21 protein-coding genes are annotated in these 22,830 nt (G+C 74.6%); 11 read left to right on the top strand and 10 right to left on the bottom strand.

Features of this window, described 5'->3' with window-relative positions:
- Positions 1-20: 20 nt before the first annotated feature.
- Positions 21-1,037 (bottom strand): glutathione S-transferase family protein, encoded by a 1,017-nt coding sequence (locus IE177_RS11660; RefSeq protein WP_190015190.1) that lies wholly within the window; start codon positions 1,035-1,037, stop codon positions 21-23.
- Between the two features lie 98 nt (positions 1,038-1,135).
- On the opposite strand from IE177_RS11660, the gene IE177_RS11655 reads away from it, so the two are divergent.
- Positions 1,136-2,233 carry a cation diffusion facilitator family transporter gene (locus tag IE177_RS11655; protein WP_373305070.1) on the top strand — a complete coding sequence of 366 codons (1,098 nt, stop codon included), beginning with the start codon at positions 1,136-1,138 and terminating at the stop codon, positions 2,231-2,233.
- 80 nt (positions 2,234-2,313) lie between these two features.
- Here the strand turns inward: IE177_RS11655 and IE177_RS11650 are convergent, their stop codons facing one another.
- Positions 2,314-2,763 (bottom strand): nitroreductase family deazaflavin-dependent oxidoreductase, encoded by a 450-nt coding sequence (locus IE177_RS11650; RefSeq protein ID WP_190015189.1) that lies wholly within the window; start codon positions 2,761-2,763, stop codon positions 2,314-2,316.
- A 187-nt stretch (positions 2,764-2,950) separates the two neighbouring features.
- Here IE177_RS11650 and IE177_RS11645 point away from each other — a divergent pair, with 187 nt between their 5' ends.
- The 4 genes from IE177_RS11645 (at position 2,951) to IE177_RS11630 (ending at position 5,592) form a co-directional block, all read left to right on the top strand.
- Positions 2,951-3,409 carry a nuclear transport factor 2 family protein gene (locus tag IE177_RS11645; RefSeq protein WP_190015188.1) on the top strand — a complete coding sequence of 153 codons (459 nt, stop codon included), beginning with the start codon at positions 2,951-2,953 and terminating at the stop codon, positions 3,407-3,409.
- 161 nt (positions 3,410-3,570) lie between these two features.
- Complete coding sequence (locus IE177_RS11640; protein ID WP_190015187.1) at positions 3,571-4,800, top strand: cytochrome P450; 1,230 nt, start codon at positions 3,571-3,573, stop codon at positions 4,798-4,800.
- 12 nt (positions 4,801-4,812) lie between these two features.
- Positions 4,813-5,013, top strand: coding sequence for a ferredoxin (locus IE177_RS11635; RefSeq protein WP_190015186.1), 201 nt, complete (start codon positions 4,813-4,815; stop codon positions 5,011-5,013).
- A 45-nt stretch (positions 5,014-5,058) separates the two neighbouring features.
- On the top strand, positions 5,059-5,592 hold the full coding sequence (locus IE177_RS11630; protein ID WP_190015185.1) for a flavoprotein: 534 nt from the start codon (positions 5,059-5,061) through the stop codon (positions 5,590-5,592).
- A gap of 50 nt (positions 5,593-5,642) precedes the next feature.
- Here the strand turns inward: IE177_RS11630 and IE177_RS11625 are convergent, their stop codons facing one another.
- On the bottom strand, positions 5,643-6,488 hold the full coding sequence (locus tag IE177_RS11625; protein ID WP_190015459.1) for an endo alpha-1,4 polygalactosaminidase: 846 nt from the start codon (positions 6,486-6,488) through the stop codon (positions 5,643-5,645).
- Between the two features lie 149 nt (positions 6,489-6,637).
- On the opposite strand from IE177_RS11625, the gene IE177_RS11620 reads away from it, so the two are divergent.
- Positions 6,638-7,606: an aldo/keto reductase gene (locus tag IE177_RS11620; protein ID WP_190015184.1), complete on the top strand. Its 969-nt coding sequence runs from the start codon at positions 6,638-6,640 to the stop codon at positions 7,604-7,606.
- Between the two features lie 350 nt (positions 7,607-7,956).
- Positions 7,957-9,765 (top strand): RICIN domain-containing protein, encoded by a 1,809-nt coding sequence (locus IE177_RS11615; protein WP_229816011.1) that lies wholly within the window; start codon positions 7,957-7,959, stop codon positions 9,763-9,765.
- Between the two features lies 1 nt (position 9,766).
- On the opposite strand, the gene IE177_RS11610 is transcribed toward IE177_RS11615, so the two are convergent.
- The 5 genes from IE177_RS11610 to IE177_RS11590 all read right to left on the bottom strand — a co-directional run bounded on the left by IE177_RS11610 (position 9,767) and on the right by IE177_RS11590 (position 15,318).
- Positions 9,767-10,258 carry a universal stress protein gene (locus IE177_RS11610; RefSeq protein ID WP_190015183.1) on the bottom strand — a complete coding sequence of 164 codons (492 nt, stop codon included), beginning with the start codon at positions 10,256-10,258 and terminating at the stop codon, positions 9,767-9,769.
- A 55-nt stretch (positions 10,259-10,313) separates the two neighbouring features.
- Positions 10,314-11,567 carry an SLC13 family permease gene (locus IE177_RS11605; RefSeq protein WP_190015457.1) on the bottom strand — a complete coding sequence of 418 codons (1,254 nt, stop codon included), beginning with the start codon at positions 11,565-11,567 and terminating at the stop codon, positions 10,314-10,316.
- 64 nt (positions 11,568-11,631) lie between these two features.
- Positions 11,632-12,870, bottom strand: coding sequence for a polysaccharide deacetylase family protein (locus IE177_RS11600; protein ID WP_190015182.1), 1,239 nt, complete (start codon positions 12,868-12,870; stop codon positions 11,632-11,634).
- A gap of 202 nt (positions 12,871-13,072) precedes the next feature.
- Entirely contained in the window at positions 13,073-13,771 is a 699-nt protein-coding gene (locus IE177_RS11595; protein WP_190015181.1) for a DUF4232 domain-containing protein, read from the bottom strand.
- 152 nt (positions 13,772-13,923) lie between these two features.
- Positions 13,924-15,318, bottom strand: a complete 1,395-nt coding sequence (locus tag IE177_RS11590) for a serine/threonine-protein kinase (protein ID WP_190015180.1) — start codon at positions 15,316-15,318, stop codon at positions 13,924-13,926.
- A 47-nt stretch (positions 15,319-15,365) separates the two neighbouring features.
- Between IE177_RS11590 and IE177_RS11585 the strand changes: the two genes are divergently transcribed.
- The gene (locus IE177_RS11585; protein ID WP_190015179.1) at positions 15,366-15,914 is read left to right on the top strand and encodes an RNA polymerase sigma factor; all 549 of its coding nucleotides are present in this window, start codon (positions 15,366-15,368) and stop codon (positions 15,912-15,914) included.
- Between the two features lie 34 nt (positions 15,915-15,948).
- Here the strand turns inward: IE177_RS11585 and IE177_RS11580 are convergent, their stop codons facing one another.
- The gene (locus tag IE177_RS11580) at positions 15,949-18,342 is read right to left on the bottom strand and encodes a SpoIIE family protein phosphatase (protein ID WP_190015178.1); all 2,394 of its coding nucleotides are present in this window, start codon (positions 18,340-18,342) and stop codon (positions 15,949-15,951) included.
- Between the two features lie 271 nt (positions 18,343-18,613).
- Here IE177_RS11580 and IE177_RS11575 point away from each other — a divergent pair, with 271 nt between their 5' ends.
- The 3 genes from IE177_RS11575 to IE177_RS11565 all read left to right on the top strand — a co-directional run bounded on the left by IE177_RS11575 (position 18,614) and on the right by IE177_RS11565 (position 21,492).
- A complete protein-coding gene (locus IE177_RS11575) occupies positions 18,614-18,853 on the top strand; it encodes a hypothetical protein (protein ID WP_190015177.1) in 240 nt (79 codons plus the stop codon).
- Positions 18,854-18,856: 3 nt separating this feature from the next.
- Positions 18,857-19,234, top strand: coding sequence for a toxin Doc (locus tag IE177_RS11570; RefSeq protein ID WP_190015176.1), 378 nt, complete (start codon positions 18,857-18,859; stop codon positions 19,232-19,234).
- Positions 19,235-19,743: 509 nt separating this feature from the next.
- Positions 19,744-21,492, top strand: a complete 1,749-nt coding sequence (locus tag IE177_RS11565; protein WP_190015175.1) for an RICIN domain-containing protein — start codon at positions 19,744-19,746, stop codon at positions 21,490-21,492.
- A 135-nt stretch (positions 21,493-21,627) separates the two neighbouring features.
- On the opposite strand, the gene IE177_RS11560 is transcribed toward IE177_RS11565, so the two are convergent.
- Positions 21,628-22,797, bottom strand: a complete 1,170-nt coding sequence (locus IE177_RS11560; protein ID WP_190015174.1) for a lactate 2-monooxygenase — start codon at positions 22,795-22,797, stop codon at positions 21,628-21,630.
- Between the last annotated feature and the right edge of the window lie 33 nt (positions 22,798-22,830).

The raw sequence follows: 22,830 nt of genomic DNA, 5'->3' as shown, positions 1-22,830 counted from the left end.
CCTTCCTCGTCACGCGGACCTCATGCGGGGCGTCCGCGCGCGGCCACCCGTTCGCCCGGAGGCACCGGCCCCGGCGGGGTGCCGCCGCCGAACGGCCGGCCGCCCAGTTCCTCGCGCCGATGCGGACTCAGCCACCCGTCCAGATCGGGGCCCAGCGGGACGATGCCGGTGGGATTGATGCCGGTGTGCACCTGGTAGTAGTGCCGCTTGATGTGGTCGAAGTCGACGGTGTCGCCGAAGCCGGGCGTCTGGAACAGGTCCCTGGCGTACGCCCACAGCACCGGGTTCTCGGCCAGCTTCCAGCGGTTGCACTTGAAGTGGCCGTGGTAGACGGCGTCGAACCGGACCAGCGTGGTGAACAGCCGGACGTCCGCCTCGGTGAGGGTGTCACCGACCAGGTACCGCTGCGCCGTCAGCCGCTCCGCGAGCAGCTCCAGCCGCCGGAACACCGCGGTGCACGCCTCCTCGTACTCCTCCTGGCCCGTGGCGAACCCGGCCCGGTACACGCCGTTGTTCACGTCCCGGTACACCCCGGCCATCACCTCGTCGATCTCCTCGCGCCGGTCCGCCGGGTACAGATCGGGCGCACCGGGGCGGTGCAGGGCCGTCCACTCGGTCGCCAGGTCCAGGGTGAGCCGCTGGTAGTCGTTGGTGACCAGCCGCCCACTGGGGACGTCCACGACCGCGGGGACGCTCACGCCGCCCGGGTAGCCCGACTCCCGGCGGTCGTAGGCCTCGCTCAGGTACCGGATGCCGAGCACGGGGTCCCGGCCGTCAGGGTCCAGGGTGAACCGCCAGCTGCGGTCGTCCTGGACCGGGTCGGCCACCGCCATCGGCAGGGCGTCCTCCAGACCGAGCAGCCGGCGCGAGATCACCGCACGGCTCGCCCAGGGACAGGCGCGGGAGACCACCAGCCGGTAGCGGCCCGCCGTCACCGGCCAGCCGTCCCGTCCGTCCGCGGTGATCCGGTCCGCGAAGTGACTTCTGGAGCGGCTGAACTTCTTGTGACCGTAGGAACGGTTGCCGTCGCCGCCCATGGCTCCTCCTCGCCGTCCGGGGTCCTCAAGCGCAACGCGTTCCCCGTTTTCCGCCGACGGCACGGTGTGATCCGCACCGTCGGGGGCAGTCGGCGGCCATGAGCGGGACATCCTCGGAACGGGAGACGGCCGAACGGACGGCCGGGGAAAGCGGCGTGGCACACACCCGCGCGCCGGCGGCGAGCGACGACGGAGGGCAAGGGGCGGCACCCCGCGCCCCTGGCCGGACGAGTGACGGGCACGGCGGGGGCTCCCCCGACCGGCACACCAAGGTCACCGTCCTGGTGGCACTGGCGGCCAACCTGGTGATCGCCGTCGCCAAGGGCGTGGGAGGGGTTCTCGCGGGCTCGCCCGCGCTGCTGTCGGAGGCCGCGCACTCCGTCGCCGACAGCCTCAACGAGGTCTTCCTGCTCGCCGCGCTGCGCCGCAGCCGCCGCCCGGCCGACCGGCGGCACCCCTTCGGCTACGGCAAGGAACGCTTCTTCTGGTCGCTCCTCGCCGCCGTCGGCATCTTCGTCATGGGCGGCTGCTTCTCCTTCTTCCAGGGCTTCGAGGCGCTGCGCCAGGGCGCGGAGGAGGAGCTGAGCGGCTATGTGGCCGGCCTGATCGTGCTGGGCGTGGCCCTCGTCGCCGAGGGCGTCTCGCTGCTGCGCGCCCTGCACCAGGTGCGCCGGCAGGGCGGCCTCGCCGGACTGCGCGACCCGGCACTGCGCACGGTGGTCGCCGAGGACGGCACGGCGGTGCTCGGTGTGACCCTCGCCCTCATCGGGATGGCCCTGCACATGGTCACCGGACAGGTGGTCTGGGAGGCGTCCGCCTCACTGGCGATCGGCGTCCTGCTGGTGTACGTCGCCTACCGGCTCGGCCGCGACGCCCGCGACCAGCTCATCGGCGAGGCCGCCGACCCGGAGCAGAGCGCGAGGATCCGGTCGCTGCTCCGGGCACAGCCGGAGATCGACAGCGTGGAGGCGCTGTTCACGATGAAGATGGGCCTCGACTCCACGCTGGTGGCCGCCCGGATCGACCTGGCCCCGGGCCTGGACAGCGAGCGGGTGGAAGAGGTCGCCGTACGCGTCAAGCGGTCCCTGGCCCGGACCTTCCCGGCCGCCGACCAGATCTTCCTGGACGTCACGGACCGCCGGGCCGGCGAGGCAGACGAAAGCCCCGCCGCGACGGGGGAGCGCGGCGGGGCCTGACGCACGAGTGCCCGCCCGGAACCCCGTTCACACCTGACGGGATCGGATTTTTCCAGAAGCCGCCGGTTCCGGGCCGGAACTCAGCTCCCGTCGAGGGGCTCCAGCACGAACACGGGGATCTCCCGCGACGTCTTCTCCTGGTACTCGGCGTACGGCGGGAACGCGGCGACGGCACGCTCCCACCACGCGTCCTTCTCCGGGCCGGTCACCTCGCGGGCCCGCATGTCCCGCCTCACCGGACCGTCCTGGAGTTCGACGTGCGGCTCGCTCCTGACGTTGAAGTACCAGACCGGGTGCCTGGGCGCCCCGCCCTGCGAGGCGACCACCGCGTACGCGCCGTCGTGCTCCACCCGCATCAGCGGCGTCTTGCGGATCTTCCCGCTCCGTGCGCCGCGGGTGGTCAGCACGATCACCGGCAGGCCCGTGTCGCGCAGCGTGGTCCCCTTCGTCCCGCCGGAGCTCTCGTACAGCTCGACCTGCTCGCGCACCCACTGTTCCGGGCTGGGTTCGTACTCGCCCTCAAGAGGCATGGATCCGTCTCCTTCGTCCGTCCAACGGCTGTCCGTCACCGGCCTGGAACACCGGTGTCCGCACGAATCATCCGTACCTCCGATCGCCGCGGCCGATGCGTCGCCTACCTCACGGGTAATCGCGCCCCCGCCGGGTCCGCGGCACAGTGATCGGCACCTGCCCGAACACCACTCCCGGGAGTCGCACATGCAGGCCGACCACACCCCCTCGACGCGCGCCACCGTTCAGGAACTCCTCGGCCGGATCGGCCGGGGCGACCCGGACCGGATCGCCGAGCTGTACGCGGACGGATGCGACTGGCGGCTCGACTGGCCGCAGGAGGAGCACGGGCGCGCCGCCACCCCGTGGATCCGGCACCGCTCCACCCGCGCCGACGCCGCCGCCCACTACCGCGAGCTGGCGGCCCACCACGTGCCGGAAAAGGCGGACACGAGCGTCGAACACGTCCTGGTCGACGGCGAGGACGCGGTCGTGCTCGGCGTCATACGGCAGACGGCCGCACCGACCGGCCGCGCCTACACGGCCCGCTTCGCCCTCCACCTCACCGTCCGCGACGGCCTGGTCGTGCGGCATCATGTCTACGAGGACAGCCTCGCCGTCGCCCGCGCCTTCGCGCCCGGCGCCGGGCCCTCGCGGCAGCCCTGACCGGGCCGCCGGCCGCGGCCGGTTCCCGCCCGCCGCACCCCGCGCACTTCGGCCACATCGGGCGGATCGCCGAAGTGGCCGAACTTGCCGTCGCCTCATAGATGCCTGGGGCATCTAATAAAGATCGGCACGACGCACCTCTTCGTCTGCGAGGTCTTCCCATGACGGAACTGACGGACATCGGCGGCCCGGCGGCCCAGGCCGGCCCCGTCGCCTTCCCGCAGGACCGCACCTGCCCCTACCACCCGCCCGCCGGATACGCACCGCTGCGCGACGGGCGGCCACTGTCCCGCGTCACCCTCTACGACGGCCGGGAGGTGTGGCTGGTCACCGCCCACGCCACCGCCCGGGCCCTGCTCGCCGACCCCCGCCTGTCCACCGACCGCCGCCGCCCCGGCTTCCCCTCGCCCACGCCCCGCTTCGCCGCCGTCCGCGACCGCCGGGTGGCCCTGCTCGGGGTGGACGATCCCGAACACAACCGGCAGCGGCGCATGATGATCCCGTCCTTCACCGTCAAGCGCGCGGCCGCGCTGCGGCCCGCGATCCAGCGCGTCGTGGACGGACTGCTGGACGCGATGACCGCCCAGGGCCCGCCCGCCGAGCTGGTCTCCGCATTCGCACTGCCCGTGCCGTCGATGGTGATCTGCGACCTGCTCGGCGTGCCGTACACCGACCACGAGTTCTTCGAGGAGCAGTCCCGCAGGTTGCTGCGCGGCCCGACCGCCGACGACACGACGAACGCCCGCGACCGGCTGGAGCGGTACCTCGGCGGGCTGATCGACGAGAAGGCCGGGCAGGCCGGACCCGGAGACGGCATCCTCGACGAACTCGTCCACCACCAGCTGCGCGACGGCACGGTGGACCGCGCCGAACTCGTCTCGCTGGCCCTCATCCTGCTGGTCGCGGGCCATGAGACGACCGCCAACATGATCTCCCTCGGCACCTTCACGCTGCTGGGGCACCCGGACCGGCTGGCCGAGCTGCGCGCCGATCCGGCGCTGCTGCCCGCCGCCGTCGAGGAACTGATGCGGATGCTGTCCATCGCCGACGGCCTGCAGCGCGTCGCCCTGCGGGACATCGAGGTCGAGGGCACCACGATCCGGGCCGGCGACGGCGTGCTCTTCGCGACCTCGCTGGTCAACCGCGACACGACCCGGTACGAGGACCCCGACACCCTGGACTTCCGCCGCCCGGCCCGCCACCACGTGGCGTTCGGCTTCGGCATCCACCAGTGCCTGGGACAGAACCTGGCCCGCGTGGAACTGGAGATCGCCCTCGGCGGTCTGCTGACGCGGCTGCCCGGGCTGCGGCTGGCCGCCCCGGCCGAGGAGATCCCCTGCAAACCCGGCGACACGATCCAGGGGATGCTGGAACTCCCCGTGACCTGGTAAGAGGCTCTCCCCATGCACATCGACATCGACACGGACACCTGCATCGGCGCGGGACAGTGCGCGCTGGCCGCGCCCGGCGTGTTCACCCAGGACGACGACGGGTACAGCACCCTGCTGCCCGGACGGGAGGACGGCGCGGGCGACCCGATGGTCCGCGAGGCGGCCCGCGCCTGCCCGGTCGGCGCCATCACCGTCACGGAGCCCGGCGGCTGACGGCCCGCCGGACGGTGGCGCCGGCCCCCTCAGTAGGGTTCCCGGATGACCGAACGCGCCGAGAAGCCCTTCCTGTACGTCGTCGTCTGCGCCGCCGGGATCGCCGCCGGTGTGACCGAGCTGATCACCGCGGCCCAGCGGCGGGGCTGGGAGGCCGGGGTCATCGCCACACCGGTCGCGATGGGCGGGTTCTTCGACACCGGGGCCGTCGAGGCGCGGACGGGCCGGCCCGTCCGGTCGGCCTGGCGCTCCCCGGGAGACCCCCGCCCGTTCCCGCCGCCGGACGCCGTCGTGGTGGCCCCCGCGACGTTCAACACCCTCAACAAGTGGGCGGCCGGACTGGCCGACACCCTCGCCGTCGGCACCCTGTGCGAGGCCGCCGGCCTGGGCGTCCCGATAGCCGTGCTGCCCTGCGTGGCCGACGCGCTGGCCGCCCATCCCGCCTACCGGGACAGCCTGACCCGGCTGCGGGGGATGGGTGTGCGCATCGCGGACCCGTACACCGGCGAACCCGGCCCGGACGGCCACCGCCCCCGGTTCGGCTGGGAACGGGGCCTGGACCTGCTGCAGCGGCCGTAGGGCAGGGCCTTGGGCCGGCCCCAGGGCCGGTCGCGGCGAGGGCCGGGCGGCTAGCGCGCCCTGCGGACGTACCCCGCGGTGCCCGGGGTGGAGACGTCGCGGTCGCGGCGGACGACGCCGATCCGGCCGCCCCAGCCGGCGAGGGCCGAACGCAGACCGCTGTCGGTGTACTCGACGTCCACGACCCGGTCGTCGAACGCCTTCGCGTACACCCCGCACTCGTCGTACTGCCCGCACTCCTCCGTCACCGCGAAGTCCAGCCCCACCCGTTCGCGTATCGCCGCGAGCCCGGCGGTGTTCTTCTGCGCGATGGCGAGGCGCCGGGCGTGCGCGTGGCGGGAGAGCAGGGTCATGTACGCGGTCGCGTCGCCGGCGGTGAGCAGGCGGTGGGAGCGGGTGTAGCTGTCGTAGTTGTCCGGCTCGACGGCGTCGTAGCCCTTGCGCGCGCACTCGTCGATCCACCGGTTCACCCGTTTCGCCACCCGCTCGCGCTTGGCCGGGGTGCGCAGGTCGAGCAGCGGCTCGTTCCAGTCCTCGTCGATGACGACCCTGCCGTGCGCGTCGCGCAGCAGCAGGCCGGCCGGCCAGCCGGCGCGCTCGGCGGGCTGGGCCTGGAAGGCGTTGACGTAGCAGATGTTGTAGAGGCCGGGCGCGGGGGAGTCGGACCGGTCGCGGCTGACGACGCGCACGCCCTTCGGCGGGGGATAGGCGCCGCCGATCTGGTAGTCGAACCCGGAGTGGCGAGGCGGCAGCCGCACCGCGGCGGGCGCCGCCGGGCCGTCCCCGCCGGCACTCCCCGAGCCGCAGCCGGCCAGGGCCGACACGGCGATCACCAGGGCCGCGGGCAGGGCGCCCAGGGCTCCGCGGGAGCCGCTGGCACGGCGCAGGACACCCATGGGCGGCACGTCGGCTCCATCCTTCCCGCGCCGGTCGGCGCGGCACGCGTCTGGATCAAATCGCCCACGGGTCGCATCGTCAAGTCGGCGCCGGGGGACGGGCCGTAGGCTCGGCGGTGACCATCGTCCCGAAGGCAGGAGCAGCAACGATGCAGTACGTGAAGCTCGGTTCGACCGGCCTGGACGTCTCGCGGATCTGTCTGGGCTGCATGACCTACGGGCTGCCGGACCGCGGCACGCACGAATGGACCCTCGACGAGGAGACCTCCCGCCCGCTGATCCGGCAGGCGCTGGAGGCGGGCGTCAATTTCTTCGACACCGCCAACGTCTACTCCGACGGCACCAGCGAGCAGATCGTCGGCAAGGCCCTGCGCGACTTCGCGCACCGCGACGAGATCGTCCTGGCCACCAAGGTGAACGGCCGGATGCGGCCGGGCCCCAACGGGGCTGGGCTGTCCCGCAAGGCCATCATGTCCGAGATCGACCACAGCCTGCGCCGCCTCGGCACCGACTACGTCGACCTCTACCAGATCCACCGCTACGACCACGCCACTCCCGTCGAGGAGACGATGGAGGCGCTGCACGACCTGGTCAAGGCGGGCAAGGTCCGCTACATCGGCGCCAGTTCGATGTACGCGTGGGAGTTCTCCAAGGCGCAGTACACCGCCGAGAGGCACGGCTGGACGAAGTTCGTGTCCATGCAGAACCACTACAACCTGCTCTACCGCGAGGAGGAGCGGGAGATGCTGCCGCTCTGCGCGGACCAGGGCGTCGGCGTGCTGCCGTGGAGCCCGCTCGCCCGCGGCCGGCTGACCCGCGACTGGGACACGGTCACCGAGCGCAGCACCGGCGACGACTTCGGCAGCCGGCTGTACCTGGACAGCGACCGCTCGATCGTCGAGGCCGTCACCCGGATCGCGGACGAACGTGGCGTGCCCCGCGCCCAGGTGGCGCTCGCCTGGCTGCTGCACCAGGACACGGTGGCCGCCCCGATCGTCGGCGCGGCCAGGCCGCGGCACATCGAGGACGCGGTGGCCGCGGTCGAACTGGAGCTCAGCGACAAGGAGATCGAGGAACTGGAGCGGCACTACAGCCCGCGCGCGATCAGCGGCCACTGAGCCCCGCCGACCGGATCCGTGCGGTACGGGGTGCGTGCCGCTCGGATCAGGGGCGGGATGCGGTGACAATTGACAGAAAGGGATTCCTTCGACACCGCGTCAATAAGAAAACTGCCCCGGGAAAATGCCGATAATCGAGAGATCTCTTGTTCCTGCGTGCGGTGCTGTGCGAAAGTGTGCGCTGTCGGCGCACCGCTGCAGTGAATTCTCCGCGGCAGGCGCCAGGCCGCTCCGCCGTACACCCCCCACGCTTCAAAAGAGCCGCCTCAGGTGCACGTTCGAGCTGCCCGCGACCTTGCCGCACCGGTTGGTGCAGACAAATTCCGTATCCCGTCTGGAGGAATGCAGCCGTGCATGAGGCAGGCCTGTCGGACGAGCAGCTGAGTGCCGAACTGAAGAAGTGGACGGGAACGGCACCCGCGCTCCATCCGGTCGGTGAACTCCTCGACCGGCACTGGGAAGCGGCCTTCGCCTACGCCCGGTTGTGCACCGACGGCCCGCGCGCCGCCGGCATGCTCACCACGGCCGCCTTCACCCGTCTCTTCGGCGAATCGCTGAGGCAGACCGGCCCGACCGCCGCCTGGCGGCCCCACGTGCTGGTCGCCGTACGAAGGATCGCGGCCGAGTGGGACACCGACGGCCGCCAGGAACTCCTCCACCCCGAGCTGAGGCCGGGCGACGGCACCGGCCCGCGCGCCGCCGCCCTGCTGCTGCCGCCGCCCGAACGACGGCTGCTGTCCCGTGCCTTCCAGCGGGTGCCCCAGATCTCCCGCGCCGTCCTGTGGCACACCGAGGTCGAAGCCGAACCCCTGTCGGTGCCCGCGGCGCTGCTCGGCCTGGACGAGGAGGACGCCCGGGTGGAACTGCGCCGGGCGCGTGAACGGCTGCGCGAGGAATGCCTCCAGGCGCACCGCGAACTCGCCCCCGAGGCGGAGTGCCGACGCTATCTGCGCATGCTCGACGTGACCTTCCGGCGCGGCGGCGCCGACATCGACCCCGACCTGCGCGGGCACCTGTCCCGCTGCGCGCACTGCAGCCGTACCGCCGGCCAGCTCGCCCCGTTCAACGCGGGCCTGGGCCTCGCGCTCGCCGAGGCGGTGCTCGGCTGGGGCGCCCACGCCTACGCGGAGGCCCGTGCGCACCGCGCCGAGGCGCCGGCCGAGCCGGCCCCGGCCCCCGCCGCCTTCGCGCCGCCGGCGGGCGAGGCCTTCATCACGGCCGGACCCGAGGGTCCGCGCGCGACCGCAGGGCCGGCCGCCCCGCCCCGTGCCGCCGCGACCGCCGGTGCGAGCCGGTCCGCGCACCGCGCCGCCCGCCGGGCGGCCCGGCGCCGCCGCGATCTGACGCTGGCCGTGGTCGCCGTCAGCGGCCTGGTCGTCCTGCCCCTCGTGCTGTGGTCGGTGCTCGGCTCAGGCGGGAGCCCGGCCCCCGGCTCCGGCGGCACGTCGTCGAAGGCGCCGGGCAGGGGCCAGGCCTCCCCGGGCACCTCGTGGGCCGGTGCGAAGGACGCCGGGCACGGCGGCGCCCTGCACGGCCGGCTGCACAACGCGGCATCCGGTCTGTGCGTGGGAGTCGTCGGCAAGAAGGCCGTCGAGGGCGCCGAGACCGAACTCACCGCCTGCTCGCCCGCACCGAGCCAGCAGTGGACGTACGAGACCGACGGGCTGCTGCGCAACAACGCGGCCCCCGGCCTGTGCCTGGACTCCCAACTCGGCTACTCGGTCCGCCTGGCCCCCTGCTCGGCCTCCGGCAGGGCCGCCCGCGACATCCGCTACGACTTCACCTCCCGGGGCGCCCTGCTTCCCCGCTCGGACCGGAACCTGGCCCTCACCCCGGCCGCCACCGACGGCTCCGGCGCCCTCGTCCTCAAGACCCGGGCCACCGGTCTGCCGCAGCGCTGGTCCATCGACGCGGCCGAACCCGACCTCCAGATGCAGAACGTCAACTGGGACGGGGACAGCATTCCGTCGCCGACGTCCACCGCGCGGTCCGCCCCCGCCACCGGGACCCCGGACGCGACTGCGCCACCGGTCCCCACGCCCACCGCGACACGGTCCGTCCCGGCGCCCCCGGCGTCCGCCACCGCCGATCCGTGCGCCGAGCACCCGTACCGCTGCGGCGACGGCGGGGGCTACGGCGGCCGGCGCCACCACCGCTGACTCAGGGACGGTGCGGCGGCGCGGGAGGGATCGTCGCCAGTCCCGGGGCGGGTTCCGGCCACACCAGCAGCACCGGGCAGGGCGCGTGGTCGACGGCGAACCGGACGGCGGGGCCGAGGCTGCGCGGCCCGAGCCGGGACCGGTCCCCGTCCCGGGCCAGCACCAGCAGACCGGCGCCCTCGGCGGCCGCCACGACCTCCCGCTCGACCCGGCCCGACCGCTCCTCGCGCACGCAGGGCCGGCCGAGCCGCTCGGCCGCCGCGTCGAGGAGCCGTGCCGCCGAAGTCCCGCCGAGGGCCTCCAGCAGGTCGCCGGGGTCGCGCTCCGGGTGACCGCGCCCGAGCAGCCCCGCGAACGCACCGTGCGCGAGTCCGGGCACGTCGGGGCCGCTGACGTGCAGCAGCACCACCTCGGCGGCCCGCGGCGCGTGGGCGCGCACGGCGTCGACACACGCGGGCCAGGTGCCCTCGGTGAGCCAGGCGATCACACGCATCCGGTACGGCCTCCCTCGGTCGGGTGAGCGTCGGCTGAGGGCCGCCCAGGAGCCCTCAGAGAACCTGCAGTGACCCCCACAGTGCCACCACCGCGGCGGCGAGGGAGGAGGGCACGGCGATCAGCCCCAGCCGGGTGAACTCCCCGAGGTCCACGCCGTGCTCGTGCTGGTGCACGATCCGCCGCCACAGCAACGTCGCAAGAGACCCGGCATAGGTGAGGTTCGGGCCGATGTTCACGCCGAGCAGCACCGCGAGCACCGCGCCCGGCCCGGCGGGCGCCGCCAGCGGCAGCAGCACGAGCACCGCGGGCAGGTTGTTGATGAGGTTCGCGAGGGCGGCGGCCAGGGCGGCGACGCCCAGCAGCGCGGGCAGCCCGGTCCCGCCCGGCAGCACGTGCCCGAGCACACCGGCCAGCCCGTTGTCGACGACGGCCCGCACCACGATGCCGAGGGCCAGCACGAACGCGAGGAAGGCCGGGGCGGCCGCCCGTACGACGGTCAGCGGGGTCGCCGTGCGGCGCGCCAGGGCCCGCCCGGCCAGCACCAGCGCGCCCGCGGCGGCTACCCAGGCGGGGTCCACGCCGAACGCCGACGCCACCACGAACCCGGTCAGCGTGCAGGCGACGGTCACCACCGCGAACAGCGGCATACGCGGGGGCGCCGCGGTGTCCGGTGCCGCGGGAGCCGCCGCCGTCAGGTCCCGGGCGAAGAACCGCCGGAACACCACGTACTCCACGGCGATCGCCGCCAGCCACGGCAACGCCATCAGCGCGGCGAACCCGGTGAAGCTCAGCCCGCTGGCCGCGAACGCGAGCAGGTTGGTCAGATTGGACACCGGCAGCAGCAGCGACGCCGTGTTGGACAGATGGGTGCACGCGTACACGTGCGGCTTCGGCCGCACGCCCGTCCGCGCGGCCGTGGCGAACACCACCGGCGTCAGCAGCACGATCGTGGCGTCCAGGCTGAGCACGGCGGTGATGGCGGAGGCCAGCGCGAAGACCGCCGTCAGCAGCCGCACCGGACGGCCCGCCGCCCAGCGGGCCATCCAGGCCCCGCACGCCTGGAACAGGCCCTCCGCGGCACAGAAGTGGGCGAGCACCAGCACCGCCGCGAGGAACCCGACGACCGGTCCGAGCCGCTCCGCCTCCGCACGGGCGTGGTCGAGCGGGATCGCGCCGGTGGCGACGGCGATCCCGGCGGCGGGGACGGCCATGACCGCCTCCGGCCATCCGAAGGGGCGTACGACGGCCCAGGCGAGCACGGCGGCGAGCAGCACGGCCGACAGGGTTTCGGCGAGCGGGGTGTTCAGGGCGGGTCCTTCTCGAGGTCGGCCGGGTGGTGCCCGCCCATGAAAACAGACGACGCGGGCCCCGCTAGGGGGACGGGCTGCCCGCTGCGCCCAGGAATTCCGCCCAGCCGCCCGCCGGGGACTGCCCGGGCACGAGTGTGCGCAGCTTGCGCAGCACCGCCGGGTCCTGCGCCTCCAGCCAGGCCACGAGCTGCTTGAAGGACACGAACCGCACGTCCTCGTACGCGGCCATCCGGCCGATCGCCTCCTCGATGGCGTCCATGTAGATGCCGCCGTTCCAGCGCTCGAAGTGGTTGCCGATGAAGAAGGGCGCGCGGTTGCTCTCGTAGGCGCGCCGGAATCCGGCCAGGTAGGTGTCCCGGGCCTGCACGCGCCAGGCGTCGTACCGGGAGCGGTCGCCCACGGGGTTGCCGCCCGACTGGTTGAACATCAGGTTGTAGTCCATCGAGAGCACTTGGAAGGAGTGGCCGGCGAACGGTATCGACTGCAGCGGGAAGTCCCAGATGCTGCCGCCCCGCACCTTGCCCGGCCAGATCTGCAGACCCCCGGGCGAGCTGGCGTCGTACTTCCAGCCGAGCGCGGCGGCGGTGGGCAGCAGGCCCGCCTGCCCCTCCAGACAGGGGGTGCGGCCCCCGACCAGCTCCTTGCGGTAGTCGAAGGGGAGCGGTTCGAGGTCGGTGAAGCCCGTGTTGGTCCGCCAGCGGGTGACGAAGCCGACCGCCTGCTCGATCTCGCTGCGCCACTCGGCCGGCGACCAGGCGCGCACGCCGGACGGGCCGCAGAAGTGCCCGTTGAAGTGGGTGCCGATCTCATGGCCCTCGAGCCAGGCCGCCCGCACCTGCCGCAGGGTGGCGTGGATGTGCCGGTCGGCGAGGTAGCCGATCTCGGAGGCGCCGACGGCGTGCCGCGGCGGGCGGTAGAGGTGCTTCCTGGACTCGGGCAGCGTGTAGATGCCGCTGAGGAAGAAGGTCATCCCGGCTCCGTGGTCGGCGGCGACCTTGCGGAACCGGGAGAACAGCCGGTTGCTGAGCTCGCCGGCCCCGTCCCAGGAGAACACCACGAACTGCGGCGGCTCCTGGCCCGGCTTCAGCCGGACCGGCCGCGGCTGGTGCGGCTGGGCGCCGGTGTCGGCGGTGGAGCCGTCGCCGATCGGCCTGGCCGGCCGGGCCTGCGCGGTGCGCGTGCCGCCGTGCGCGGGTCCGCCGACCTCCAGGCCGGTGCCGGAGGAGCACGCCCCCAGCGCTCCCAGGGCGCCCGCCGCCGCGCCCCCGGTCAGCACCCGCCTGCGTGACATCCCGCTCATCTCGTCCCCGATTCCCTCGTCACGGCCCCCGTGGAGGGCCCGTCGGCTGTGTGGTCGAGGGGTTCGATGACGGGCGTCCCGGTAAAGATCGCGGCAGCCGGGGCCTGTTGCCGTCCTGTGACAGTCGGGGCGCGCGCTCATGACGAACCCCGCCGCCGGGGAGCCGGACGGCGGGGTCGGGACGTCGGGGGCAGCCGGTGGGTCAGGGACCCGTGCCCGGGCTGAGCACGGTCAGGCGGACGGACGAGGCGTTGCCGGACACGGGCACCTGCCCGCCCGACCACGGCACCTTCAGGTGGTCGCGCTCGTCCGGCGGCGTGACCAGCAGAGCGGCCGGCGTGGCCGTCTTGGCGCCACTGATCCCCGGGTTGGAGAAGGTCAGCCCGGCCCAGGCACTCTGCCCGGGCTTCAGGGTGACCGTCACCGGCGAGCCCGCCTCACGCCGGGGGTCGGGGCCCAGCTGGGTGCCGGAGCCGTTCACGAAGGCGGCGCCCGGATAGCCGCGCAGGGTGCACGTCCGGGCCGACTTGTTGGTCAGCACGACGGGGAAGTTCTCCTGGCCGGCGCCCGGATCGTTGCGGCCCACGGAGGCGCGCAGCTCCGAGGTGTGGCAGCGGGAACCGGCCGCGGCCGTGGCCGGCGCCCGTTTCGAGGGCGCCGTCGTCCCCGCGGCGGAGGACGGGGCGGCGCCGGTGGAGGCGGTGGCGGCGTCGTTGTCGGCGGAGGTGGCGGACACCGGGCTCTTGGAGGTGTCCGTCGCGGGCGCGGCCGTACCGGACACCGTGACCGGTGGGCTGCTGTCGGCGCCGTTGCCGTTGCCGCAGGCGGTCAGGAGGCCCAGCACGGTGACCGTGCCCACGAGCAGGGCCCCGTGCCGCGCGGACCGGGGTGTGTACACCATGTCGCTCAACTCTCCTGGATCTTCGGGGCACGCGACGTACCGCGTGCCTACGGCGCCGGGTGCGCCGTCATGACACTCCGATGCGCCGTACGCCGGAAAAGTTCTGTTCACACCAGGATCTTTTCCCCGGCTTGACCCTCGGACAGCGCCTCTCAATTCACCCGCAGCGAACGGAGTATGCCGTCGCCGGCGTCACCGGCATCACGCCGGCGCACCTGGACGTACACCCGTGCCCGCGCGGAGCCGCCCGCCGGGGCCAGCGCGGCCTCCGTGACCGAGCCGCCGCCCGGGCAGCCGCCCCAGGCCCGGACCAGCCCGTGCCAGTGGGCGTCCGCGAAGGTGCGGTCGCGCAGCCGGCGGCAGCCGGAGTGGGTGAGGGCCCTCACCCGCGCGGTGACGTCGCCGTGCTCGCTCACCCCGACGAACACCCCGTTCACGGCGGCCCCCGGATCGGGCCAACGGGCCAGGTCGTCGGCCACCACCAGCCCGGGCTCGTGCCCCGCCGGCAGCCCGAGCGCGTGCGGGTCCCAGCCGGAGTTCCGCAGCTCACGGACCCAGCCGGCGGGCACCCGGAGCACCACCCGGCCCGTGGAGTCCGTGACCCGCACCTCGTCCGGCGTGCCGCCGCCGCGGTGGGTCACCACGGTCACCGTGACCGCGGCGGCCGTGGCCGCGAGGGCCGCTGCGAGCGCCAGCGTCACGGTGGCGAGCCGGCCGCGTACGCCGTCCAGCCGCCGCCCGGACCGGGCCGGCACGTCGTCCGCCGCCAGCCGGTCCAGCTCGCGGGCGAACTCCTGCGCGCCGGGCCAGCGCCGTGTCCGGTCCGGCTCCAGCGCCCGCGACAGCGCCCGCTCCACGTCCTCGCCGAGGTCCGGCCGCAGCCTCCGGGGCGGCACGACCGCGCCCGGCGGGCCGGGCACCGTCCCGGTGACCAGTTCGTAGCCGACGGCCCCCAGGCTGTAGACGTCGGCCCGCTCGTCGATGCCCGCACCGGGCTCGGCCTGCTCCGGCGGCCGGTACCCCGCCGAACCGGCCGCCAGCGTGAGCACGGACGCCTGTGCGAGGCTCTTGGCCAGCCCCAGGTCGGCCAGCAGCACCCGCCGGGTGCCGTCCGGCGCGGTGTGCAGGAGCACGTTGGTCGGTTTGATGTCGCGGTGCACGATGCCCGCCTCGTGCAGCGCGGCGGCGCCGCGCGCGGCCTCCGCCGTCAGCGCCAGCGCCTCCCGCACCGGCAGCGGCCCCGCCGCCAGCAGGTCGGCGAGCGTGCCGCCGTCCGCGTACTCCATGACGAAGTACGGCCGCCCGTACGGGAGTTCGCCGATGTCGTAGACCTGCACCACACGGCTGGAACCGGCCCGGCGCAGCAACCGCGCCTCGGACAGAAACCGCTCCCTGATGTCGAGCCGGTGCGCCCAGTTCTCGGCGAGGACCTTGACCGCGACCGGGGCCTGGAGCTCGGGGTCGTGCGCGAGCCACACGGTGGCGAAGGCGCCGGTGCCCAGCGGCCGTTCGAGGCGGTGGCGGCCGATCCGCTCCAGGGGGTGCATACGACTATCATGCCTGCCCTCAGATCGACTCGGAGGGGGCCCGACCCGTGCAGGACCAGGCCGCGACGGAAGACCTCGCCCGGCGGGCCGCCGGCGGCGACGGAGCGGCCCTGGACGGGCTGCTGACCGGTATCCGGCCCGAGGTGGTGCGCCGTTGCGCGCGCTTCCTGCCCTGCCGGGAGGACGCCGAGGAGGCCGCCCAGGACGTGCTGCTCCAGGTGGCCCGGCACATCACCGCCTTCGAGGGCCGCAGCCGCTTCGGCACCTGGCTGTACACGGTGGTCGCCAACTGCTGCCGGCAGAAGTACCGCGAGCTGAAGCGGCGGGCCGCCGAACAGCCCGCGGCCATCGAGCCCTCGCACGCCGTCGACCCGCGCACCACCAGCGTCATCGCCGGCTCCCGGGTGGACCTGCTGGAGGCGCTGGACCGGCTGGAGCGGGAGCACCCTCACCTGGTCGCGCCCCTCGTCTACCGGGACATCTGCCAGCTGGACTACGCCGAGGCCGCCGAGCGCGCCGGCATCCCGCTCGGCACCCTCAAGTCCCGCCTGCACGAGGCGCGCAGGCGGGTACGCCCCTGGCTGACAGCCTCCTGACGGTTTCCTGACACCTCCTACGGCCTCCTGACGGCTACCAGTCCTCCTCGTGCAGGGGCAGCTCCGCCCAGATCGTCTTGCCCTCCGCGGTGTGCCGGGTGCCCCACCGCTGGGTGAGCTGTGCGACCAGCAGCAGGCCCCGGCCGCCCTCGTCGAAGGTCTTGGCCCGGCGCAGGTGCGGGGCGGTGTGACTGGTGTCGGAGACCTCGCAGATCAGCGTGGCCGCGTCGTGGATGAGCCGCAGCCGGATCGGGCGGGAGCCGTACCGGATGGCGTTGGTGACCAGCTCGCTGACCACCAGCTCCGCGGTGAACGTGGCCGCGCTCAGCCCCCAGACGTCCAGCTGCTCCACGACCTGCTTGCGGATCGGCGCGACCAGCGCCGGGTCGGCGGGGATCTCCCACGTCGCCACCTGGGAGGCGGGCAGGCCCTGGGTGCGGGCGAGCAGCAGCGCCACGTCGTCTGCGGCGCCGCCGGGCGGCAGCAGGGCGTGCAGGACGCGGTCGCAGGCCTCGTCCAGCGAGTCCACGCGCCCCGCGAGGGCCTCGAACAGCAGCTCACGACTGGTGTCCCCGTCCCCGTCCGCGTCCCGGTCCCGCGAGAACACCAGACCGTTGGTGTACAGCGCGAGGACGGTGCCCTCGGCCAGCTCCAGCTCGGCGGACTCGAAGGGCAGTCCGCCGAGACCCAGCGGGGGGCCGGCGGGCAGGTCCAGCAGGTGCGGCCGGCCGCCGGGAGGCAGCAGCACGGGCGGCGGATGCCCGGCGCGGGCCAGGGTGCAGCGCCGCGCCACCGGGTCGTAGACGGTGTACAGGCAGGTCGCGCCGACCTCGCCCGGGCTGCCGTCGCCGCCCGACTCGTCCGACAGGCGCAGCACCAGGTCGTCCAGATGGGTCAGCAGTTCGTCCGGGGCCAGGTCGATGTCCGCGAGGGTGCGGACCGCGGTGCGCAGCCGGCCCATGGTGGCCGACGCCTGGACGCCGTGGCCGACGACGTCCCCCACGACCATCGCGACCCGCATCCCGGACAGCGGGATCACGTCGAACCAGTCCCCGCCCACCCCGGCCCGTGCGGCCGGCAGGTAGCGGGAGGAAGCCTCCAGCGCGGCCGTGCGCGGCAGGCTGCGGGGCAGCAGGCTGCGCTGGAGCGCGAGAGCGGTCTCGCGCTCGCGCGAGTAGCGGCGGGCGTTGTCGATGCAGACGGCCGCGCGCGCGGTGATCTCCTCGGCCAGCAGCGCGTCGTCCGCCGTGAACGCGTGGGGGCTGCGGTGCCGGACGAGGACCGCCACTCCGAGGGTCAGCCCGCGCGCCTGGATCGGCACCGACATCGAGCAGTGGATGCCCAGCTCGCGCACCCGTTCGGCGCGTCCGGGGTGCCGGGCCAGCCACTGTTCCATGTCGCCGGCGGCGACCGAGGACGTGATCGTGCGGCCCGCCGTCAGGGAGCCGGCCTGCGGGGAGAAGTCCGGGTACTCCTCCGTGTGCCCGGGCTCGACCACCGCCTCCGGCACGCCGGTGAGGACCGACCGGTGGGCGACGTGGCGCAGGCGCACCGGCGCCGTGATGCGGGCCGGGGGCTCACCGCCGTAGTCCTCGGGGTCCAGCAGGTCGACGGTGACGAAGTCGGCGAGCGCGGGCACGCACAGCTCCGCCAGCTCCTGTGCCGTACGGGTCACGTCGAGCGTGGTGCCGATGCGCACGCTCGCCTCGTTGACCAGCTGCAGCCGCCGGCGGGCCCGGTAGTTGTCGGTGATGTCGTGCGCGGCCAGGCACACGCCGTGCACCCGGCCCCGCTCGTCGGTGACCGGTGCCATCCGGGCCAGCCAGGCGTGCGTACGGTCCTCCCGGCCGGTGGGCCAGAGCGTCTGCATGTCCAGGGGACTGCCCGAGGTCAGCACCCCGAGCATGCCCTGCTCCAGCTCCTCGCTCTCCCGCGCGCCGCCGATCTCGGCGAGCCGCAGGCCCCGGACCCGCTCCTCGGGCAGACCGACGACGGCGGTCATCGCGTCGTTCATCCGGCGCAGCCGCAGCTCCGCGTCGTACACGGCGACCGCGCACGGCGACTGGACCAGCGTCGCCGCGGTGAGCGGGTCGTCCGGGGCGGGCGGCCGTGCCCCGCCGAGCGGGGTGACCACCAGCCAGCCGCTCCGCCGGCCGTCGCGCGCCGGGCGGCGGTGGGCGAGCAGCCACACCGAGACGGTACGGCCGTCGCGGTGGCGCAGGGCGACGGTGCCCTCCCAGCGGGCGCCGGCGGGCGGGTCCGGTGCGTCGGCGCCGGCCAGCAGCTCGGCCGCGGGGCGGCCCACGACGGCGTCCGCCGGGTGGCCGAGGAGGCGCCTTGCGCCCTCGTTCCACTCGGCGAGCGTCCCGTCGTCGTCGATGACAGCCCGGGCCGTCGCCGCGTCGTCGAACGGATAGACCCGGCTCATCGTCGCCGCTCCCAAGCGCACACTCACAGTGAACAGGTGGCACCACTTGCGTTCCAGCCTAGTGCTTCCGGCACAGCCGTGAACGGCGGTCGCCGTACCCGCCGGGGTGCCCGCGGGAACCGGAAGGGGGCGCGGCGGAGTGCCGTGCCCGGGACAGGCCTGGACGGGAGCGTCGCGGAACCGGTGGGCGATTCCCCCGGGGGTACCGGAAGGGATCCGCTGCGACCTGCCCGTATTTACGCGTGAGTACCCGAGCGATACCGTGAGTGGCATGCCAGCTCTCAACGTGGAGTTCAGCGAACGGGAACTCGAGGACCTGCGGCAGATCGCCAAGGAGCGCGGTACGTCGATGAAGGCCCTGGTGCGGGAGGCGGCCGCCGCGGACATCGCCCGGCACCGGGCCCTGCGGGAGGGCGCCGAGGCCTTCCGGCACTTCTTCGCCGCGCACGCCGAGGAGTTCGCGGAGGCGTTTCCCGAGGACGAGCCCCCCGCCTGCGGCGAGGCCTCCTGAGCGATGCCCTCCCACCTTCACATCGACGTTCCGTGGCTGCTCCAGCGGCACGAGGAGGTCCTGCCCGACCAGCCGGCCGTGGACGACTTCTCCGCGCTGGTCGCCGCCGTCGCCCGGCACCGCGTGGACCCGCCCCGGCTGGGCGTGGACTCCGACCCCGCCTGGCGCGCCGCCGCCCTGCTGCACACGCTCGCCGTGCTCAAGCCGCTGCCCGCGGCCAACGCCCGTTTCGCCTGCGCGACCGCCGTGGCCTACATGTTCGTCAGCGGCGCCGGCATCGACCCGCCCTACGGCGCCCTCGTCGACCTCGCCCGGGACCTGATGTCCGGCAAGACCGACGTGTACGGAGCGGCCGACCGGCTGCGCTCCTGGCAGATCTGAACCGCCCCGACGGCGGGTGACCGCGGACGGCGGGTGTCTCCCGGCGGAACCGGCCCCCGGCCGGCGGGGGAAGCCGCCGGGGCCGCCGGCCGAGGGCGGGAGGAACGGGGCCGGCGGCCGGTCGCGCGCGGAAGTGCCGCCGTCCCGCGCGGGGCCTTCTCGAAGGGCCGGCACCCAGTCCACCACCCGCTCGCCCACCCCGGGAGCGCGTGCGACCCGCCGGCACGTGCGCACACTTCACACGGGGCGCGCGGACAAAGCGAATTGAACGCGGGACGGCCGGCCGCACACGCCGCTTTCCGGCTTTCCGACGAACCGGCCGAACTCCTTCATTCGCCTTGTTGCCGGTGTGGAAGCTGTGCAAGGGTTGCAGCGCCCGTACGGGGGATCAAGTCCGGAGTTCTTCCGGCAAGTTGCGGAACCGGGCCGGCCGGACGCCGGTGAATTCCGGCTCCCCGCACGCGCCACGGATACGCAGCTACGCATCACGCATCTAAGGAATTCGCTCAGTGTCCACCCCCCACCCCCCTCGTCCCCCGTACCCGCCGCCAGGCGAAGGCCCGGGGGAGTCCGACGAGTCCGTCGCCGGACCGGTGCGCGCCGGCTCCGACACGGAGGCCTCGCGGTCCGCCGCCGTGCTGATGTCCCGCCACTGGCGGCCGGCGCACGACTACGCGGTCGTCTGCCTGGCCGCGCCCGGGCCGCTCGCCCACATGGTCACGGCTGCCGCCTTCCACCAGGTGCTCGGCCGGGTCGCGCTCGGCGAACCCGCCGAGGCGCTGCGGCCCCGCCTGCTCGTGGCCGTCCGGGACACGGTCGCCGACTGGGCCGCCGCGGACCGGATATCCGCCCTGCTGCCGGGTCTCAGGAAACCCGCCGGAGGCCGCGGTATGCGCGCCGCGAAAACCCTGACACCGGAGAACCGCGCTTTGACCGAGCGCTCCTTCCACGGCCTCGCCCGGCTGGAACAGACACTGCTGTGGCACGTCGAGGTCGAGGCCGAGCCGATGGCCGTACCCGCCGGACTGCTCGGCATCGACGATACCCGGGCGACGGCCGCGCTCGAACAGGCTCGCGAGAAATTCCGGGAAGGGCTGGTGCGCGCCCACCGGGAACTCGCGCCCGGAAAGGAATGCCGTTACTACAACCGCCTGCTCGACGTGCCGATCCGCCGGGGCGGCGCGCTGTTGCCCGACGTCCAGGAGCACCTGACCGGCTGCGTCCACTGCCGGCACGCCGCCGAGCAACTCGGCCAGGCCGACGCCGCCCTGGGCGTCCTGCTCGCCGAGGCCGTCCTCGGCTGGGGCGCCCGCCGCTACCTGGACTCGCGCCCCGGCCGCCGCCGGCCGGGCCCCGCCCGTGGGCGGAGCGGCGACCGCGGCGGCGGCGGACGCCGGCGCGGTGGCACAGCGGCCGGCCTGTTCGCCCGCGCCACCCGCGCCACCCTGCCGAGCGGCCGGCGGCGCGGCACCGGTGACCCCGGGCCGCAGCCGCGCACGGCGGCGGCCGGCGGCCGGCACGGCGGCGGGGCCGGCCCGCTCACCCGGACCCTCCGCATCGCGCGCCGTGAGCCCGGCACGGCGTGGTCCTCCCGGACGCTGCTCACCGGGGTCGGTGCGGCCTCGGCCGTCCTGCTGGCCGTCGTCCTCGCCCTCAGCCTCTGGCCGGACGGCGGAGCCGGCGCCGGCCCGGTCGCCTCCGCCGGTACCGTCCCGGGCGGCGGCACGCAGTCCCCGCCCGCTTCCGCCGACGCGCCCGGCACCGCGGGGCTGCCCGCAGCCGGCCGGCCCAGCCGGCTGCGCAACGCCGCCACCGGCCTGTGCCTGGACGTCGACGGCAAGCCCGTGGCCGGCGCGAGCGCCGTCCTGGCCGCCTGTTCCGCGGCGGCCACCCAGCAGTGGACCTACGACACCGACGGGTCGCTGCGCAGCGCCGCCGGCCCGGGTCTGTGCCTGGACTCGCACGCCGACGCGGGAGTGGTGATCCTCGGAGCCTGCGCCGACGCCGGGTCGCCGCGGGGCGACGACGTGCGCTACGACCTCACGTCGCGGGGCGAGTTGCTGCCCCGCTGGGACGGGACCCTCGCCCTCGCCGGCGCCGGGGAGGAACCCGGAGGCGACCTCGTGGTCAAGGTCAGGGACCGCTCGGCCGCACAGCGCTGGCGGAGCGACTCGCCCACGGCCACGCCGGGTTCGCTGTCGGTCGCCGGCACGGCCGGGGCGTCCGAGTGGCCGGCCGGACCGCCCGAGGACGCCTGACGACACGGGAGGCCGTCCGCGGCACCGCCGTGTCCGGGGCCGGTGGGCCCGGTCCCGGACACGGCGGCCTCAGGCCCTGTCGTCAAACTCCCGGCGTCCGCCCTGCGGGCGAACGACGCGACTTCGCGGACACGCCTAGGCGGGGTCCTCGACGAGGTCGGCGGCCGTGACCGTCCCCGGGCCGGTGTGCCCGCAGAGCGCGAGGGTCAGGTCCAGCTCCGCGAGCACGCACCGGACGACGTGCTCCACGCCCGCCTGCCCGTCCAGGCCGAGCCCGTAGACGTACGGCCGCCCCAGCAGCACCGCCCGTGCGCCGAGGGCCAGGGCCTTGAACACGTCGTCGCCGGTGCGCACTCCGCTGTCGAAGAGCACCGTCAGCCGGTCGCCGACCGCGGCCGCGACCCGGGGGAGCGCGTCGGCCGCCGCGACCGAGCCGGCCACCTGCCGGCCGCCGTGGTTGGAGACCACCACACCGTCCACGCCGGCGTCCGCGGCGAGCCGGGCGTCGTCCGGGTGCAGGATGCCCTTCAGCACGATCGGCCCGTCCCAGTGCTCGCGCAGGAAGGCCAGGTCCGGCCAGGTGTGCCCCGGGTCCCCGAAGAGGCCGAGGAAGTGCAGCACCGCCGCGTTCGGGTCCTCGTCCACGGGCTTGGCGAGACCCGCCCGGAAGGCCGGGTCGGTGAAGTAGTTGGCGGTGCCCACTCCGCGCAGGAACGGCAGATACGCCTGGTCCAGATCGCGCGGCCGCCAGGACAGCAGCGGGGTGTCGAGCGTGACGACCAGCACCGAGAAGCCGGCGGCCTTCGCCCGGGCGAGGAAACTGCGGGTCACCTCGCGGTCCTTGCCCCAGTAGAGCTGGAACCACCGTTCGGCGTCCCCCATCGCCTCCGCCACCTGTTCCATGGGCGTGCTGGACGCCGAGGACAGGACGAACGGCACGCCCTGCGCCGCGGCGGCGCGGGCGGTGGCGGACTCGGCGTCCGGATGCATGATCGACAGCACGCCGACGGGCGCCAGGGCCAGCGGCGCCGGCAGTGTCCGCCCCAGGACCCCGGTCGTCAGGTCCCGTTCGCTCACGTCCCGCAGCATGCGCGGGACGATGCGGCGCCGGGCGAGTGCCGCTCGGTTGGCGCGGGCGGTGCTGCCGTCGCCCGCGCCGCCCGCCACGTAGCCCACCGGCCCCGGGCCGAGCCGGTGTTCGGCCAGCTCCTCCAGCCGGGTCAGGTCCGTCGGGAGCCTGGGTACCGCCCCCGACATCCCGTTGTGATAGATCTCGTACTGGAAGTCCGCCCAGTGCCTGGCCATCCGTCACCGCCGCCTCTCGTCGCTGAGCACGCG

The sequence above is a fragment of the Streptomyces lucensis JCM 4490 genome (genome assembly GCF_014650035.1).
GTDB classification, from domain to species: Bacteria; Actinomycetota; Actinomycetes; order Streptomycetales; family Streptomycetaceae; genus Streptomyces; species Streptomyces lucensis.
This window is presented reverse-complemented; position numbering and strand designations above follow the sequence as displayed.